Below are 17,794 nucleotides of genomic sequence, written 5' to 3'. Positions count from 1 at the left end.
CGATGGCAGTGCTCCCAGCACCTTCCCGCACGCTTTCCCAGGACGCGGTGGACTACGACCCCTTCGCCGGTGGCGAGCTGCTGCGCGTGGTGCCGACCACCGAGCCGCAGCGCGAAGTCTGGCTTGCGGACCAGCTTGGCAAGGATGCCTCGCTGGCGTTCAATGAATCGGTATCGTTGCGTCTGCACGGGGCGCTTGATGCCGATGCGCTGCAGGCCGCCTTGCATGCCCTGGTCGAACGCCACGACGTGCTGCGGGCCAGCTTCGGTCCCGACGGTGAAACCCTGTGCGTGCTGGAGAACGCGGGATTCGCACTGCAACGTTTCGACCTGGCTTCGCAGGGGCAAGCCGAGCGTGCGGCATCGATCGACGAGCGCCTGCGGCTGGCGGTGGAAACCCCGTTCGCGTTGGGCAACGATTCGCTGTTCCGGGCCGAACTGCTGCGCCTGGCCGGCGATGACCACATGCTGGTCCTCACCGCGCATCACATCGTCTGCGATGGCTGGTCGTGGTGGGTCATGGTGCGCGAACTCGGCCTGTTGTATGCGGGCCTGCACGTGCAAGGCCGCGATACGGCCGAGGAGGCCCTGCCGCCACCGCAATCGTTCGCCGACTATGCGCTGGCCGAGGCCGTGCATCCGGCCGACAAGGTCTACGCAGAAGACGAGGCCTATTGGCTGTCGCGCTTCGCCCTTGAGGCGCCGGTGCTGGACCTGCCGGTCGACCGGCCGCGGCCCGCGCAGCGCAGCTTCGCCTCCAGGCGCGAGGATTACGTATTCGATGCCGCGCTGGTCGGCGCCATCCGCGCCATGGGCGCACGCCGCGGCGTCAGCCTGTTCGCAACCCTGCTGGCTGGTTTCGCCAGCCTGCTCTCGCGCCTGGCGGCACAGTCGGACGTGGTCATCGGCATCCCGGCGGCCGGGCAATCGGTCGACGGCCATGACCAGCTGGTCGGGCATTGCGTCAACCTGCTGCCGCTGCGCTGTGAGGTAGCGCCGGCGAAGCCCTTCGCCGAAGCGCTCGACGAAGTCCAGACCACCCTGCTCGACGCGATCGAGCACCAGCGCTACACCTTCGGCACGCTGCTGAAGAAACTGCGGGTCAAGCGCGACCCGGCGCGCATGCCGCTGGTCAGCGTGATGTTCAACATCGACCAGGCGCTGGACCAGCAAAGCACCTCGTTCCCCGGGCTCAGCCTGGATTTCGCCAGCAATGCGCGCAGCTTCGAGAACTTCGAGCTGTTCATCAACGCGGTGCAGGCGCACGGCGAGCTTCGGCTCGAATGCCAGTACAACACCGACCTGTTCGACGCCGCCACGGTGCGGCGCTGGATGCAGGCTTACGAATGCCTGTTGCGCAGCGCCGTACAGGGCGTGGACACCGGGATCGGAAGCCTGGCGATCGTCGATCACCACTCCATGCAGGCGCTGTCGGCACTGCAGCCGGCGCCGACTCCTTTCGCCGCCACGCTTGGCATGCATGAATTGTTCGAGACCCAGGGTGACCGGACGCCGGACCGCATCGCGCTGCGCTACAGGGACCAGTCGCTGAGCTATGCGCAGCTGGATCAGCGCGCCAACCGCATCGCCGCGCTGCTGCGCGCGCGCGGCGTGCACGCCGGCGCGCTGGTCGGCCTGGCGCTGGATCGTGGCATCGACATGCTCGCGGGCCTGCTTGGCATCCTCAAGACCGGCGCCGGCTACGTGCCGCTGGACCCGGCGTTCCCGCAGGAGCGCCTGACCTACATGGTCGGCGACGCGGGCCTGGCGGCGCTGATCACCCAGCGCAGCCACGCCGACCGCTTCGACCTGCGCGGGCGCCCGGTCCTGGCGCTCGACGCCCTGGCCGACGAACTGGCGCAGGCGTCGCCGCTGCGCGTAGCGCCTGCAGGGCAGGGAATCGATCCCGAATCCATCGCCTACGTCATCTACACCTCCGGCTCCACCGGCAAGCCGAAAGGCGTGCAGGTACCGCACCGCGCGGTGGCCAATTTCATCGGCGCGATGCAGGCGAGCCCGGGCATCGAAGCCGACGACAAACTGGTCGCGGTCACCACGCTGTCCTTCGACATCGCGGTCCTGGAACTGATGCTGCCGTTGAGCGTGGGCGCCGAGGTAATCCTGGCCGACCGCGAGACGGCGATGGATGGCGAGTTGCTGTCCGCCTTGCTGCGCGATCGCGGCGCGACCCTGATGCAGGCGACGCCCGCGACCTGGCGGGTGCTGATCGACGCGGGCTGGCGCGGCAGCGAAACCTTCCGCGTGCTGTGTGGCGGGGAACCGTTGCCTCTGGACCTGGCGCGCATGTTGATCGCCCGCAGCGGCGCGTTGTGGAACCTCTATGGTCCTACCGAGACCACGGTCTGGTCGACCGCCTGCCGGGTCGTGGATCCCGAAGGCGGCATTTCGATCGGTACGCCGATCGCCAACACCACGGTCTGGGTGCTTGACCCGCAAGGTCAGCCGTGCCCGCTGGGCGTGCCAGGCGAACTCTGCATCGGTGGCGAAGGCGTCACGCTCGGCTACCTGGGTCGGGAGGATTTGACCGCGGACCGTTTCATTGCCGACGGCTACAGCCACCTTGCCGGTTACAAGGGCGGCGGCGCCAAGCTGTACCGTACCGGCGACCGCGGTCGCTGGCGCGCCGACGGACGGCTGGAGCATCTCGGCCGCCTCGATTTCCAGGTCAAGGTGCGCGGCTATCGCGTCGAGCTCGGCGAGATAGAGACCGCGCTGACAACCTGTCCCGGTGTGGCCCAGGCGGTGGTGCTGGTGCGCGAGGATAGGCCAGGTGATGTGCGCCTGGTCGGCTATGCCGTCGCGCAACCGGGCGCCGGCATAGACGAGGGCGAAACCATCGATCGCCTGAAGCGCGCATTGCCCGAATACATGGTGCCCCAGCACATCGTTATCCTCGATGCCGTGCCGTTGCTGCCCAACGGCAAGATCGACCGCAAGTCACTGCCCGCGCCGGACCTGGATGCACGCAGGGAGGAACTGGTACTGCCGCGCAACGACCTCGAGCGCGCGGTCGCCGCGTCCATGGCGCAGGTGCTGGGCCTGCCGCAGATCGGCATCCACGACAACTTCTTCTCGCTCGGCGGCCATTCGCTGCTGGCCGCGCAACTGACCTCGCGCCTGAACCGGGAACTGGGCTCGGCGCTGACCCTGCGTGCATTGTTCGATGGCCCGACCGTGGCCGGCCTGGCCCAGATCGCATCCACGACGCTCGGCGCACCGGCACGCAAGCCGATCGAACGCCAGCATGACCAGTCCACCGCGCCGCTGTCGCTGATGCAGGAGCGGCTGTGGCTGCTGGAACAGTTCACGCCCGGCCAGGTGACCTACAACACCCCATCCGCCCACCGCCTGCTCGGCCCGCTCGACGTGACGATCTTCGCGCGCGCATTCGATGCGCTGGTGCAAAGGCAGTCGGTGCTGCGTACTTCCATCGGCACGCTGGGTGGCGAGGCTTTCCAGGTCATCCACGACAGCGTCGACAGTGGCCTGGTGCCCGTCGTCGACCTGGGCGGGTTGCCCGCGGAGCAGCGCGAGCAGGACGCCCTCGGCGACATGCGCAGGCTGGTGAAGACGCCGTTCGACCTCGACCAGGCACCGTTGTTCAGTGCGCGCCTGTACCGGCTGTCCGACGAGGAACACATCTTCTTCTTCATGCCACACCACGCGATCTGGGATGGCTGGTCGTTCGACCTGCTGTATTCGGACCTGTCCGCGTTCTATGCCGCCTTCCTGGAGGGGTGCGAGCCGCTGCTGCCGGCGCTGCCGGTGTCCTATGGGGATTTCGCGGTCTGGCATCGCCAATGGATCGAAGGTCCGGAGTACGCCAGGCAGCGCGAGTTCTGGCGCGAACGCCTCGGCAGCAACCGCGGCAGCGGGGAGCATGCAATGCGTGCCATGCCCACCGACATGCCACGCAAGCCGGGAATGTCGGGCGACAGCCGCCAGTACCGGGTCTCGATTCCACGCGACCTCAGCGACCAACTGCATGCCGCGGCGCTGCAGCTTGATTCGACCCTGTTCATCACCATGCTGACGGCCTATTTCGCTCTGATATGCGGCGTCAGCGGCCAGCGCGACCTGATCGTCGCGACGCCGGTGCGCGGACGCAACAGCGACGAGACCGAAAACCTGATGGGCTACTTCACCAACCTGTTGCCGCTGCGCGTGCGCATCGATCCAGCGCAACCGTTCGCCGAGGTCTTGCGCAACGTCAAGTCGGTGCTGCTCGACAGTTTCGCCAATCCGGATATCCGCCTCGAGGACCTGATGAGCGAGTTGACGGTGCAGAGCGGTGGCGCTGGGGGCAAGGTGCTTTACCACGCGATGTTCTCGTTCCAGGACGTGCGCCAGCGCAACCTGCAGTGGGGCAACGTGCGGCATGAACGTTTCGAAATCGCCGATCCTGGCGCCACCCAGGACCTGGGCCTGTGGCTGGTCGAGAACGAACATGGACTGGCTGGTGCCGTCGTCTACAATTCGGACACCTTGCTGGAGGAAACCGCGGGGATGCTGGCACGCCGCTACCACGGCATGCTTCAGTCGCTGGCACGCGATTCCTCGCAGTCGGTCGAGGCACTGACGCGGTTCGACGATGGCCTTCCGGTGCTGATGGGTCGCAGCCACGAGGCTGCCGCGACGGCATCGGCCGCGACGTTTTTGCAGCCGGATGGAATGAAGGGCCCGGCATCGGCAGCGGCGGCGACCACCGGGTCGCCAGGTGCAACTGCCACGATCCCCGGCGCGCACGAAGACGATCGGCTGGCCGCGGAGATGTCGCGGATCTGGTCGGAACTGCTTGGGCGCGACAGCGTCGGCCTCGATGACGATTTCTTCGCCTTGGGCGGTCATTCGCTGCAGGCGGTTCAGCTGTTCCATCGCATCGGCAGGCAATTGAAGATCAACCTGCCTTTGGCAACGCTGTTCATGGCGCCGACCGTGCGTTCGCTTACCGCCGCCTATCGACAGGCAGGCGCGCAGGCGGGTACCGCCGAAGCAGGCAGTGCCGCGCGCGACCCGTGGGCGCCTCTGGTTCCAATACGCCATGGCAAGGGCCGCACGCCGTTGTTCCTAGCCCATGCAGTCGGAGGAAACTGCCTGAACTACCGCGCATTGGCCGTCGGCATGCCGGCCGACATGCCGGTCTACGGCCTGCAGGCGTTGGGCCTGGACGGCCGCACGCCGCCACTGGATTGCATCGAGGAAATGGCTGCGCGCTATGTCGAGGAAATACGCAAGGTGCAGCCGGTCGGGCCGTACTACCTGGCGGGTGGTTCCATGGGCGGCATGATCGCCTATGAAATGGCCCAGCAGCTCAGCGCGGTCGGTGAAGAGGTCGCGATGCTGGGCCTGATCGACACGTCTTCCTCATACGGCCAGCGCCTGCGCGCACAGGCGGCACACCCGCCTTCGAAGATGCAGAGGTTGCGCCGCCGTCTGCAGGGCCTGTCGCCATGGCAGGCCCTGCGCGCCCTGGCCAACATGCCGCGCGTGCGCCTGGCCGCGGCGCGTGACCGCCGACGCATCGCCGAATTGCGACGCAGCGGCGAGCCGGTGCCGCACGACCTGCGCTATGCCGATGTGGAAGCGACCCACCTGCGTGCCTATCGTGATTACGTGGTGCGGCCGTATCCCGGCAGGCTGACCCTGTTCCGCGCCGAAGACCAGGATCCGGAACTCGGCAGTGACAAGTTCCTGGGCTGGAAGGGCATGGCGGGCGAGGTCGAGGTGTTTTCCGTTCCCGGCACGCACCGGGGCATCGTCGAGAAGCCCGAGCTGCAGGCTACCCTGTCGCGCGCACTGGAAGCGGTGCTGGCGGGAAGGCGCGAGACCACCGACGCCAGCCCGGGTCCGTCGCGCGGCACGTCCGCGCCGACCACCCTCACCGGTCGCATGCTCGAACAGAATGCATGACCGCCAAGAAACCCGGGTTTGCCAGGCATTACCTGCGCTATTCGACGGGCAACCTGCTGGTGATCCTGGCCGGGCTGGTGTCTTTCCCGATCCTGACGCGGCTGCTCGACAACACCCAGTACGGCATCCTGAATTACTACGATTCGTGGGTGTTGATGGCGGTGGCGTTCGGCAAGCTGGGAGCGCAGCACGCCATCATGCGTTTCTATCCGCACGGCGGTGATGCCGGGCGCCTTCGTGCCTTCTCCACCAATCTGTATTTCTTCCCGCTGGCCGTGTCGATCAGCGTGTGGGCGCTGCTGTGCGTGGGCCTGATATTCACCGATGCCGCCACCGGCCTGCGGCAATCCTGGATGTTCTGGCTGGCCATGGTGTCCGCGCCGCTGCTCGTGTTCTCCAGCCTGACTGAAACCGTGCTGCGCATCACCGAGAATTCGCACCTGGTGATGTGGTCGCGCATCGGCTGGCGGTGGCTGGAAGTGTTGACGATGGTCGGCGCCGTGGTGTGGCTGCAGCACACTGCCGTGGCGGCCTATGGCGGCAAGTTGCTGGCCGCCATGCTGGTGATCCTGTTCTATCTTTACTGGGTGCGCAGGAACCTGGGTGTTTCGCGCGCTTCCTTCGAGAAGTCGTCGATCAAGGAAGGCCTGATCTACGGGCTGCCGCTGGTGGCAAACGAAATGATAGCGGTGGCCTTCGTGTTGCTGGACCGGATCATGATCAAGGGCATCATCGGCAGCTTCGAGGCCGTCGGCATCTACAGCATCGGTGCGTCACTGGCCATGCAGGTCAATTTCTTCACCAACATCACCATGTTCGAAGCCTTCATGCCCATGGCCAACCGGCTCTACGCTACCGAGGGCGCGGCGGCGGTGCGGGCGCTGAAGGTGCGGGTGCTGGTGCCCATGACCTACGCCCTGTTCGGCGTCGCCACCCTGTTGTGGTGTTTCGGCACCGATGCGGTCATTGCGCTCAGCGGGCATGCCAAGTCGGCCTCGGGCCCGGTGTTTGCCGCGGTGGGCGCGATCTATGCTTTGCAACCCATCCTGATGGTGGCTGGCTACGGATTGCTGCTGGAAAAACGCACGCTGAAGGTGCTGGCACTGACCTCCTCCAGCCTGGCCATCAATGCGGCCTTGAACATCCTGTGGATTCCCACCTATGGGGTGATGGGCGCGGTCTATGCGACGGCGGTCAGTTCGGGTGCCTATGCGATTGCCACCTGCGTCTGGGTGCCACGCGAGCTTTTGAAACTGCCGGAATTGCGCGTGGTGGCGACCGCCGGCCTTCTGGGCGTGGCGGCCATCATCGCCATTCCTGCATTCAATCTGTTCGCGCTGTCCCCGGGCTGGCCGCGGCTGCTGGTCGGAGGCAGCACGGTGGGTGCGGTCTACGCGATCGCAGTGTTGCTGCTGGATGCCAGGGTGCGCGCCATGCTGCGCGACCTGCTGGTGTCCTGGCGCGGCAGGGTGGCGTCCAGGATGCAGGCGACCTGACGTGGATAATGCCGAAGGAGAGTCGTGGGGCGGAAGAAGTGCGCAGAGCGGGCCCTGACACCTGGATGCGGTCGGCTTGCCTGGAATGCCACCGTCGCAGCGTGCAGCCTGAGGTTGAGATGACCATGTCCGTACCCGGGCTCATGCAGGCACGGGCAGCGGTCAGGGCCGCCGCATGTTTTCTGTCATCAGCCTGGACAATGGGGACTTGCGCTACATGCCTTACTACCTGTTTTCGCCGCTGACCTGGGGCCTGTTGTGCGGGTTGGTACTGCTGCTGGGGTGGCGCAGGCTTTCGCGCGCTTGCCGTGGCGTCGGGATAGCGCTGGGATTGATTTTCCTGGTGCTGTGCATGCCGGTGGGCGCCAACCTGCTGGAGTACACGCTTGAGTCGCTGGTGAGCGAATCGGACGGTTGCACCGCGCGCGACACCGGTCCGGTCGTGGTGCTGTCCGGTGGCTTTGAATTCGAGCCGACGGCGGCCGATGACTACACCTCGTTCACCCTTGAGACCTGGACCCGTACGCGCGCGGCGACCAATCTCTGGCACAGGACGGGCAAGGGCCAATTCTGGATATCCGGCGGCGGGCCGTTCCGCTTCAAGGAGAGCGAGATGCAGGCCAGGGTAGTGACCGAGTGGCAGGTTCCCGCGTCCGCCGTGCGCATAGAAACCGAGTCGACCACCACCTGGGAGAGTGCCGTCAGGCTTGCACCCGTATTCGCCGGACAGAAAGTGCGCCTGGTGACTTCGCCGCCACATCGCGCGCGGGCGCTGCAGGCTTTCCGGGCCGCCGGCATCGACACCTGCGTAGACCTGCGCGATAGCGATATCGCCACTTACGGCAACCCGGCCTATTTCCTGCCCCAGTCCTCGGCGCTGGAAAAAGCCGAGGCGGCGCTGTATGAAATGGTAGGCATCGTCTACTACCACTTCCTCGAGTGGCGCCGCGGCCGGCGGTAGGAAACACGATCCTGGCCGCTTGTTCCGTCCTGTTTTCCAGGCGGCGATGGTGCATGTCGCCTTCCAGTCCGATGTTCCGCCGGTCTCATGTACCGACGGCCATCGATACCGTGCCGGCAGGCGTGGTTCCGCGCTCCGTGCGCAGTACCTGCTGGTAGCAGTCAAGCAGGTGCTGACCCACGGCCTCCCAGCCGTAATGCTGTTCTGCGCAGGCACGCGCCGCCGCACCCAGTCGTTGCGCCAGCAACGGCGAGTCCAGCAGCCTGATGCTGGCAGCGGCGAACGAGTCGGCGTCGTCGGCATACAAGGCGCTTTCCCCGTCACGCAGGGCGATGCCTTCGCTGCCGATGGAAGTAGTGACGATCGGCTTGCCCAGGGCCATTGCCTCCAGCACCTTGAGGCGGGTGCCGCTGCCGGCTCGCAAGGGCACCACGTAGGCGCTGGCGGCTTCCACGAAGGGCCGCAGGTCGGGAACAAATCCGGCCAGGGTGACTTGCGTGGCCACTGCGGCGGGCACCTGCAGACCTTCCGCCTTGCCCACCAGCACGAATTCTGTCTGCGGCCTTGCTGCAAGGATGCGCGGGAACACCTCGGCCAGGAACCACTCGACGCCATCGCGGTTGGGGAACCAGCCCATCTGCCCGACGAACACCAGTTGCCCCGGCCTTGTTGCAGGCGTTGCGGCCGAGGGCGGCCGGTTTGCTTCAAGGTCGACCCCATTGGGCACCACGGCCACGCGTGCATCCGGTGCAACTTGCCGCAGTGCTTCGGCGTCCACCTCCGAGCAGGCCAGCACCAGGTCCGCGCGGTGGCAGGCACGACGTTCGAACCCCAGCAACCGCGGAAGCTGGCCTTGCAGGAAATACCTGATCCAGCGGCTGCCGTCCATGCGCGCGCGCGTCGACAGCAGTACGTGTTCCACGTTGTGTGCGTTGTAGATGACGGGAATGCCGGGCGGCACCGCATCGGCATTGCGCATCAGGGGAAGCATGTCGAAATGCACGGCGTCCATGCCCGGGGCCAGTTGCCTGATCCGTGAATGCAGCGCCGATGAGGCGTATTTGGTGGTGACATAGGGCGCATGGCCCAGCACGCTGCGCAGCAGCGCCCATCCCAGTGCAATCCGCGAATGCTCGGTAGCGATGGGGAAGGTTTCCACGCCGGCCAGGTGCCTGCGCATTTCCATGATGCCGCCGGCCTCGTCATCGCCGCGCATGAGGCTGAGCAGCGTCACCTCGTGGCGTTGGGCCAATGCCTTGAGCAGGTGCCACGACCGCAGCTGGTGTCCTTCCCTGGGAGGAAAGGGCAGGCGGCTGGTGATGAACAGGATGCGCGCCATCAGTGCTTCTTCCACAGCCGGGACGAGTCGCCCGACAGCGAGGCCGGCAGCGACAGCAGCGAGGCCAGGTTGAGCATCACGAAGGTGCCTGCCGCCGACAGCAGGGGAATGCGCCTGGCCAGCTGCGGCAGGCGCAAGCCGAGGCTGGCGGCCGCGTAGCCGGACAGCTGCGCCAGCAACGCAAGACGGTAGAAGGCGCCAGGCGCGAGTGCCGAACACAGCAAGGCCAGCAGCATGGCCCACGGCACGACCAGGCGCAGGAACTTGTGCGAGAACCAGGCGAAGAACACCCGGTTGCGCGTCGGGTCCAGCAGTGTGGGAAGCAGGGCGAGAAGTTGCCAGTTGCCGGCCAGCGTCCTGAGCTTGCGTGCGAATTCTTCACTGGCGTGGGCGCTGGCCTGGTCGTAGGCAATGGCATCGCGGCTCATCCACACCCATCGGCCGGCCAGGATCACCTGCAAGGGCACCCACATGTCATCGAGGATGGTGCCGGGTGGGATTGGCCTGAAGAGTTCGCGGCGCAAGGCATACACCGAACCACTGACCCCATGCAGCCATTGCAGCCGCGCCTCGTCCGAGCGCAGGCGCTTCTCCATTCGCCAGTAAATGCCGCCTTCCACGGCCGAGGCCTTGCTGGAAGGGGCCGGCGGCGGGTCCAGGATCATCAGTTCACCGCTCACCGCGCCCACCCGCGGGTCGGCGAACGGCGCGACCAGTGCCCGCAGCGCACCGGGCGCGTAACGCTGGCGTACATCGGTGAAGGCCACCAGTGCAGTGTGGGTCCGCGTCATGGCCGCATTCACTGCGGCAGCCTTGCCCACGTTGCCGGGCAAGGCCAGCACGCGCACACGAGGGTCATCCCTGGCCACTTCAGCGGCGACGTCGACAGTGCGGTCGCGGCTGCCGTCGCTGACCACCAGGACCTGCAGGCAATCGCCAGGGTAGTCCTGGGCGAGGATGTCGCTGATGCGTGCGCCAATCCGGGTTTCCTCGTCAAAGGCGCAGACCACCACGGTGAGCACGGGCGGCGTGGTCTCCGGGGCTGCACTGATGCGCGGCTCCTGGCCCCGGTGCCTCGCCAGCCAGCGGGTCAGCAGGGGATAGCCGATGTAGGCCCAGGCCACCAGGCAGACGCAGGACCAGAACAGCGGGATGGCCAGGGCGGTCATCGCTGCAGCAGCCAGCGGGCGCGCAGCCGCTCGTAGCCGGCGTTGCCGAGCAGGCGCTTGGGCCATGACAAGGCCATGAAGCGTGCCTGTGCCAGGCGTGGATGTACTCCTTGCCACTGCACCAGCTGCGCGAAGCGTTGCAATGAGGTACGGCGGGTAATGGCAATGCGTTGCCACCAGTCCGCGGCACCGGGCACCGGGTTGTGGCCGGGCATGGAACCAAACAGGTGGCGATAGCCCTGTCGCAGGGCGGCATTGCGTTCGCGCGTGCCGCCACGACCGCCTGGCAGGGCCAGGGCGTCGATATTGCAACCGGTGATTGCCGCAAGCCGCGAACGGCTTTCTTCCAGCTCCGCCTCCAGCTCTGGCGGATCGAGGTCTTCCAGGAACCGGTGGCTCCTGCCGTGGGCGCCGATGCCCATGCCGGCATCGGCCAGCATGCGCACGTCGCTACTGGCCAGCATGCCGGGCTGGCCAACGAAATCCGAAGTGATGAAGAACCCGGCGACCATGCCGCGTTCGCGCAGCAGTGGCAGGGCTGTTTCCACGTTGGAGACATCGCCGTCGTCGAAGGTGATGAGGACCGGGCGCGATACGGCAAGTGAGCCGGTTTGCGTGGCGGCATCGTCGATGCGGAGGGTGTGGTAGCCGTGGGCCAGCAGCCAGTCGAGCTGGCGGGCGAATTCGGACGGGTGGACGCTGTAGACCGGGTCATAGCGGCCGCGCGCATCCGCCCCGGCGTGCAGGCCGTGGTACATCAGCACCGGGATCGCGGCCTTGCGTGGACTGCTCATGCGGCATTCCTGCGCAACCGCAACCAGCCGAGCAGGCCGCTGGTTTCGCTGAAGAACAGGGCGGGCGACAGATGCCCGGGAGGGGCGCGGTAACGTTGCTCATGGACGTTGTGCCGCAGCAGGCGGTAGGGATCCGTGCCGCGCCGGTTGGTGCCTTCGATGGTGGTGACCGCCGTGCGGAAGCCGGCCTCCTTGACCATGCGCACGTGGTTTTCGCCGAAGTCCGCGGCCGCACCGTTGGGGTAGGCGAAATGCGCCGGCGTGTGGCGGGTGGCGGCCGCAATGTCGCTCAGGGAGCCCTGTATCTCCGCGCGGGCGGTCTGTTCGTCGGCGCGTTGCAGGATCACGTGGTGGCGGGTGTGCGCGCCGATCTGCACGCCGTTTTCCTGCAGGCGCAGGACGTCTTCCCAGTCCAGCATCTCGCCCTCCGGCGCCGCGGGCCTGGGTTGCAGTTGCCCGACGATGCAGTCGATGCATTCCTGCAGCTGCGATGGCTCCAGCAGCTTGAGTCGCGGAGGCAGTTGCAGGTAGAGGCGTTCCCGGTCGAAGGCTTCGGATAGATCGAACTGGCCCAGGCCCAGCATGCCCAGGTCGAGTCGGCCAACGGTATGCGCCTCCACTGCGTGCTGCAGCTGATAGGCCCAGATCGGCTGGCTGCCCACGTGCCCGGTGGCTACGTACACGATGGCCGGGACCGCCTGCTGCCCGGCACCCGCCAGGCCGGCATCGAGCAGGGCCAGGTTGTCGTGGTAGCCATCATCGAAGGTCAGCACATAGGCAATGCCGGAACCGCGAACTCCCTCCAGCCCACGCAGTCCCGATTCCATGTCCACCAGCGCATTGCGCTGACGCAACCAGCCGACCATTTTTCCAAAGCTGGCCCGGCTGGTGCTGAGTGGATACGGATCGGGCTGGTCGCGCAGGCGATGCAGCATCAGCACGACCAGCCCGGCACCGCCGGCTTTCCGGTACAGGAAGTCGGCGCCGCTGTAATGCGCGGTCAGCGCGATTGCATAGCGTGCCCATGCAAGCGTCCGCCGCCTCATTTCCGTGTCCCCGGAGCCAGCGGGTCAGCTGGAAGATGGCGCGCCTTGACCACCAGGGCCACATAGGTCCAGAAGTAGGCGATGACGGGGTAGTAAGTGAAGCGGTCACCGAACAGGTTGCCGCAGACCATGCCCATCCAGGCCCCGACCAGCCCCAGCGCCAACGCGTAACGCCAGCTGCCGCTCACCGACGCCGAGAGTTCACGCCGCGCTGTCCGCAACACCGAAAACAACAGGCCCAGCAGGATCGCCCCGCCTATCGCGCCGCCTTCCGACAGCGTGCGCAGATACACGTTGTGGGTATCCATCTTGTAGGGGTTTATTTCCGGGTGCCGGAACGACTGGAAGCCCGTGCCCACCACCGGATGGGACAGGAAGTTGTCCCACGCGATCTTCCAGAATTCGAAGCGCATCTCGGTGCTCTTGTCGCGTTGTCCTTCGTCGACCGTGGTGCTGTCGAAACGCTGCACCACCGAAGTAGGCAGGATGGGTGGTAGGATCGCCGCCGCCAGCAGCAGGGGAAGCATCATCTTCCAGCGCCCGCGCCAGGCCAGGATCACCGTTGCCAGGCCCAGCAGCGCGGCGATGTAGGCGGTTCGCGAGTAGGCATACATGATGCCGATCACCATCGACGCGATTCCACCCAGTAACAGCATCTTCCAGAGGCGCGAGGTCTTGGCGGCGACCAGTACTGCGAACAGCACCACCGCCACGGTCACGCAGAACGCGGCGAATTCATTGGCGCCCAGCAGCATGAAGGTGCCCTTGATGCGCAGGTCGTCCGAATAGTTCCAGCTGGAGACGCTGACGTGCTCGATCCAGGTGACCTTGGCGATGTAGGGAAGCGGCAATATGGTCGCAAGTACGATGCGGCGGACACCGGTCCAGTCGTTCACGCTCATCTGCACCAGGTACAGCATGAACACACCGGTCAGATGGTCCTTGAGGATATTGGCGTGGCTGCCCGTATTGCTCACGTACTGGTAGCTGATGAACAGCGAAATCACCGAATAGATGGAATAGACCAGCACCCAGCGGTTGACGGGCTCGTTGGGAGCCAGGTGGCCGCGCACCAGCCATACGCCCAGCAGCGAAAGTCCGAAGCCCATGTTGAGGAAGTTCAGGCCGCCGCCGAAGTTGGGCAGGTAGCCGGCATGGATGTTCTGCAGCGGCAGCAGGAACAGGAAGGCGTACAGGGCCCAGTTGCTGGCCACCTTGGCCGTGGCCTTCGCCTTCGGATGGAGTCCGGGCCTGGCCGGCGCGGCCAGGACGCCTGCGCCAGGTAGTGCGTCGATTGCAGCGGGTACCGGCGTGGACATGCGCAGGGCTCGCGCGGCCAGGGGGAAGCGCTCGCTGCGGGGTGCCGCATCGCCGGCGGAAAGCTCAGGCGATTTTTCGATCATGTCCGTTACTCCGGGCCGCCTGGTAAAGCTCCACGTAACTGGCTGCCATGGCCTGGCTGGAATGGTGCGCGCGGACATAGGCGGCGGCCCTGCGGTCGTGCCGGGGCGGTCGTGCAGCTTCCTCGATCATGGCCGTGCGCAGCGCCATGGCATCGCCCGCGGGCACCAGCTGCCCTTCGTCGCTGTGGGCGAGCAGCGAAGGCAGGCTGCCAACCGCGCTTGCGATTACCGGTATGCCGCGCGACATTGCCTCCAGTGCAACCAGCGGCATGCCTTCGCTCAAGGAGGGAAGCAGCAGGCAGTCGACCAGCGGGTAGATCCGTTCCATGTCAGGGCGGTTGCCCAGGAACAGCACCCGTCCCTGCAGGCCCAGCTTCATGGTCCTGGCCTGCAGCGGTTGCATTTCCGGCCCATCACCTGCCAGCAACAGCCGTGCGCCGGGCTCGATCGCCGCCACGGCCGCGAACGCATCCAGCAAAGCAGGCAGGTTCTTTTCCGGTGCAAGGCGGCCTACGGCGGCAAACACGCGACTTGCCTGTCCAAGGCCCAGCTCGAGCCGCAAGGCCGAAGAGGGCGGCGCGTCGCTGCCGATGGTGATGCCGTTGTCTATCTGCCGGATCCGCGAACGCGGAATGCCGGCCCGCACCAGCCGTTGGATCTGCTCGTCAGACACCACCGCGAGCATGTCGAAGCGGTGCAGCAGGGAGAGCTCCAGCCTGGTGTACAGGCGCAGCGCCGTCGAGGTTTCAACCCAACCATGCAGGGTGGTGACCAGTTTCATGTGCGGGCGCCGGCGTGCGGCCACCCATGCGTAGAACGCGCTCTTGTAATCATGCACATGCAATGTGGTTGCCCTGCAACTGTCGATCTGGGCCACCAGCGCCGCCACGGTCCGCATGTCCAGCTTGCCCCGGCAGGGCAGCAGCAACGCATCGCAACCATGGGCCAGCGCGTGCTCGTGCAGCGGCTGGCGCTGCAACCGGTAATTGTTGATGCTGAGCAGCCGGCTGGGGACGCCGTAGAGGTTCAGGGCATCGTCCAGGGCCACGAGCAGGCGGTCGGCGCCGTACAGCCCGGCACTCGAGCGCAGCTGCAGAATCGAATCGGCGGGCGCGTCACTGTTCATGCGGCGCTGGCCGTGGCCAGTGAAGCGGGCAGCACCAGTTGCCGGTAGCAATTGTCGAAGGACCGCACCATGGCATCGAGCGAGAATTCCCGCTCGATCCTGGCCCTGGCTGCCTGGCCCATGCGCAAGCGTTGCGCCGGCTCCACGGCCAGCCGCGCCATTGCCTGCGCCAGCAGCCCGGAATTTCCGGATGGCACCAGCAGTCCGTTGACCTCCGGCTCCACCAGGGAAGGATTACCACCGACATCCGTGGCGATGACCGGCAGGCCGCACGAAGCCATTTCCAGTATCGCGTTCGACATGCCTTCGGTGGATGAAGCCAGCAGGCCGATATCCAGCGCCGGGAGCACCGATTCGATATCCGGTCGCATCCCCAGCAGGGTAACTGCATGTCCGAGGCCGGCCGCGGCAACCTGCCGCTCTATCTCCGCGCGCAGTGGCCCCTGGCCAACGAGGAACAGGCGCGCCTGGGGAACCTGCGCGTGCACCTGCGCAAATGCCGACAGCAGGTCGCCATGGCACTTCTCTGCCGTCATCCGCGCAATGCACACGAAGGCGATCGAATCGTCATCTAGGCGAAGGGAATGCCGCGCGGCCTGGCGCTCGCCGCGTGGCCAGGGCCTGAACTTGCGCGTGTCCACGCCATTGGGTATCCACAGCATCCTTGCGCTGTCCAGCCCCTCGGCGCGCGACAGTTCCGACAGGATGGGTTGCGCCGGTGCGATCACCCTGTCGAAGCGCGGGTTGAGGAAGCGGAAGAGCCACTTCAGCTTGGCGCTTTTCTTGTAGCCCATGTCGCGGCGGTTGGAGATGCGCATGCAGCCGGCAGGCGGCGTAAGCAGCGCGTTGAGCAGGTCGGATTTTTCGTGGTGCGATTGCACGATGTCATAGCGGCCCTGCCGGACCATCGTGTCCAGCTGGCGCCATGCGTGGCGCCCGCCACGGCCGTAGATGGCGTTGACAGGCAGGCTGACCAGACTGACGTGCTGCAGTTCGGCCAGGGCATGCTTGGGACCGGCATAGGCAGTGGCGGACAGCTCCACCAGGGTGATCTGGTAGCGCTCGCGGGGCAGCAGGCCCACCAGGTTGCGCAGGAAGCGCTCGCTGCCGCCGGAAAAGACGACCGAGGTGTCGGTGATCAGGAGCAGGCGGAGCCGCGGAGCCGCAGGTGCCGGGGCTGGATCCGCGGGCAGGTCGGCGAAGGCGACATCCTCAGCGGCGATAGTTGAAGCTGACAATCGCGACATTTTCTTTGTAGTCCTGGCCGATGATTGCGCTGTTGCGTTCGCGCCGCTGCAGTTCAAGCCTGCCGAACCAGTGCGCGGTGAACCGGTTCTCCAGGGCGATGCCGGCGGTTTTTTCCCGGTACCTGCGCACTGGCGCCTCGAACTTGCGGTCCTCCAGCGAGGCCGCTGCCTGCACGACCAGGCGCGGGCGAAGCCGGTAGGAAACCGAGGCATAACCGCCCCAGTCCTTCTCGTCCTCGGCAGACAGTTCCACGTAATTGAGGCGTACGTAGTACGGGCGGAACTCCATGCTCAGGCGCTCGCCGGTGAACTCGTAGCCAAGGCGCAGGCCGGTTTCCTTGTAGACACCGGCAACGATGGGCGGCGCCGGGTTGCCATTGGGGCCGCCGATATCGACATTGGTGACCGGCAGGATCATGTTCTCCGCGGCATCGGAGAAGTCATAGTTCATGTCCAGGTTCAGCGCGCTGCGGGGCGTCAGCTGCCAGTTGAAACTGGCGCGCGCCAGCGGCAGGGATTCGTCCTTGCGCACGCCGCCGTATTTCAATTTCGAATAGCCCACGTCGAAGCGCATCTCCAGGTCGCGCAGCTGGCCCACGTACCGCCCATACAGGTCGTAGCGCGTGAAGTTGGCCTCCGGCGCCACCTCCTGGTAGTTGACGTCAACCACCTCCAGGTTGGCACTGACCGTACGCGTGGGGCTCAGGTCATGCAGCAGGCGCATTGCGATGCCATAGCGGTCGCTGTTGAAGGTCTGGCTTTCCTCGGCATAGCTGCGCGTATAGCGGGCATCCACCTGGCCGTGGGTGGCGTCGGCCGAACGCACGTACAACGTGGGACCGGTCACGAACACGTTGGTCTGTTGCTGGTTGCCCGGATTGAAGGAGGTGAGCGAATCGACGGGTTGCAGGCTGAGGTAATCCTCGATGGTCCACTCCAGCCGGTCGGGGATCATGGTCCAGAGCGCCTGCGAGGACAGCGCGCCGCGGAAACCGTCGTCGAAGGTGTCGTCCACGTAGTCCAGGTACTGGACCTGGCCGGTGGCGTTCAACTTCAGCCTGGCACCGGCCTGCTCGATGCCAAACCGCAATTGCGGCATCACCACCGTCTCCGACTGGGGGTCGGTTTCGGAAAGCCCGATGTTGTCGCTGCGCAGCGCCGCCAAGCCGAGGTCGTAATTGATCGGCGCAGCCAGCGCCATGCCTGGAAGGGCGGCCAGCGCGACGGTCAACGCGGCACGCCTGGGTCGCTTGTGCTGCACGCCGGTGCGGGTCTTCTGCATG

General features: G+C 66.1%; 11 protein-coding genes. 3 read left to right on the top strand and 8 right to left on the bottom strand.

The features are described from left to right. The first annotated feature begins 2 nt into the window (after positions 1-2). The 3 genes from DT603_RS07885 to DT603_RS07875 all read left to right on the top strand — a co-directional run bounded on the left by DT603_RS07885 (position 3) and on the right by DT603_RS07875 (position 8,387). Entirely contained in the window at positions 3-5,930 is a 5,928-nt protein-coding gene (locus DT603_RS07885; RefSeq protein WP_162349322.1) for a non-ribosomal peptide synthetase, read from the top strand. Then, positions 5,927-7,426 (top strand): oligosaccharide flippase family protein, encoded by a 1,500-nt coding sequence (locus tag DT603_RS07880; RefSeq protein WP_162349321.1) that lies wholly within the window; start codon positions 5,927-5,929, stop codon positions 7,424-7,426. The genes DT603_RS07885 and DT603_RS07880 overlap by 4 nt, the downstream gene beginning before the upstream one ends. Before the next feature lie 175 nt (positions 7,427-7,601). Further along, on the top strand, positions 7,602-8,387 hold the full coding sequence (locus DT603_RS07875; RefSeq protein ID WP_162349320.1) for a YdcF family protein: 786 nt from the start codon (positions 7,602-7,604) through the stop codon (positions 8,385-8,387). An 85-nt stretch (positions 8,388-8,472) separates the two neighbouring features. Here DT603_RS07875 and DT603_RS07870 read toward each other — a convergent pair whose 3' ends face one another. From DT603_RS07870 to DT603_RS07835, 8 genes are read right to left on the bottom strand one after another with little or no spacing between them, the layout of a single operon-like run. Then, on the bottom strand, positions 8,473-9,726 hold the full coding sequence (locus DT603_RS07870; protein ID WP_162349319.1) for a glycosyltransferase family 4 protein: 1,254 nt from the start codon (positions 9,724-9,726) through the stop codon (positions 8,473-8,475). Then, entirely contained in the window at positions 9,726-10,895 is a 1,170-nt protein-coding gene (locus tag DT603_RS07865; RefSeq protein ID WP_162349318.1) for a glycosyltransferase family 2 protein, read from the bottom strand. Before DT603_RS07865 ends, DT603_RS07870 begins: the two co-directional genes overlap by 1 nt. Then, entirely contained in the window at positions 10,892-11,689 is a 798-nt protein-coding gene (locus tag DT603_RS07860; RefSeq protein ID WP_162349317.1) for a polysaccharide deacetylase family protein, read from the bottom strand. The genes DT603_RS07865 and DT603_RS07860 overlap by 4 nt, the downstream gene beginning before the upstream one ends. Further along, positions 11,686-12,735 (bottom strand): polysaccharide deacetylase family protein, encoded by a 1,050-nt coding sequence (locus tag DT603_RS07855; protein ID WP_162349316.1) that lies wholly within the window; start codon positions 12,733-12,735, stop codon positions 11,686-11,688. Before DT603_RS07855 ends, DT603_RS07860 begins: the two co-directional genes overlap by 4 nt. After that, positions 12,732-14,138, bottom strand: coding sequence for an O-antigen ligase family protein (locus tag DT603_RS07850; protein WP_162349315.1), 1,407 nt, complete (start codon positions 14,136-14,138; stop codon positions 12,732-12,734). The genes DT603_RS07855 and DT603_RS07850 overlap by 4 nt, the downstream gene beginning before the upstream one ends. Further along, positions 14,119-15,264, bottom strand: a complete 1,146-nt coding sequence (locus DT603_RS07845) for a glycosyltransferase family 4 protein (protein ID WP_162349314.1) — start codon at positions 15,262-15,264, stop codon at positions 14,119-14,121. The genes DT603_RS07850 and DT603_RS07845 overlap by 20 nt, the downstream gene beginning before the upstream one ends. Beyond that, positions 15,261-16,511 carry a glycosyltransferase gene (locus tag DT603_RS07840; protein WP_162349313.1) on the bottom strand — a complete coding sequence of 417 codons (1,251 nt, stop codon included), beginning with the start codon at positions 16,509-16,511 and terminating at the stop codon, positions 15,261-15,263. The genes DT603_RS07845 and DT603_RS07840 overlap by 4 nt, the downstream gene beginning before the upstream one ends. Beyond that, positions 16,477-17,793, bottom strand: coding sequence for a porin family protein (locus DT603_RS07835; RefSeq protein WP_162349312.1), 1,317 nt, complete (start codon positions 17,791-17,793; stop codon positions 16,477-16,479). The genes DT603_RS07840 and DT603_RS07835 overlap by 35 nt, the downstream gene beginning before the upstream one ends. Position 17,794 lies beyond the last annotated feature (1 nt).

This window comes from Pseudoxanthomonas gei, from assembly GCF_010119615.1.
Taxonomy (GTDB): Bacteria; Pseudomonadota; Gammaproteobacteria; order Xanthomonadales; family Xanthomonadaceae; genus Pseudoxanthomonas_A; species Pseudoxanthomonas_A gei.
The sequence above is the reverse complement of the archived record's forward strand: the minus strand, read 5'-3'. Positions and strand labels throughout refer to the sequence as shown.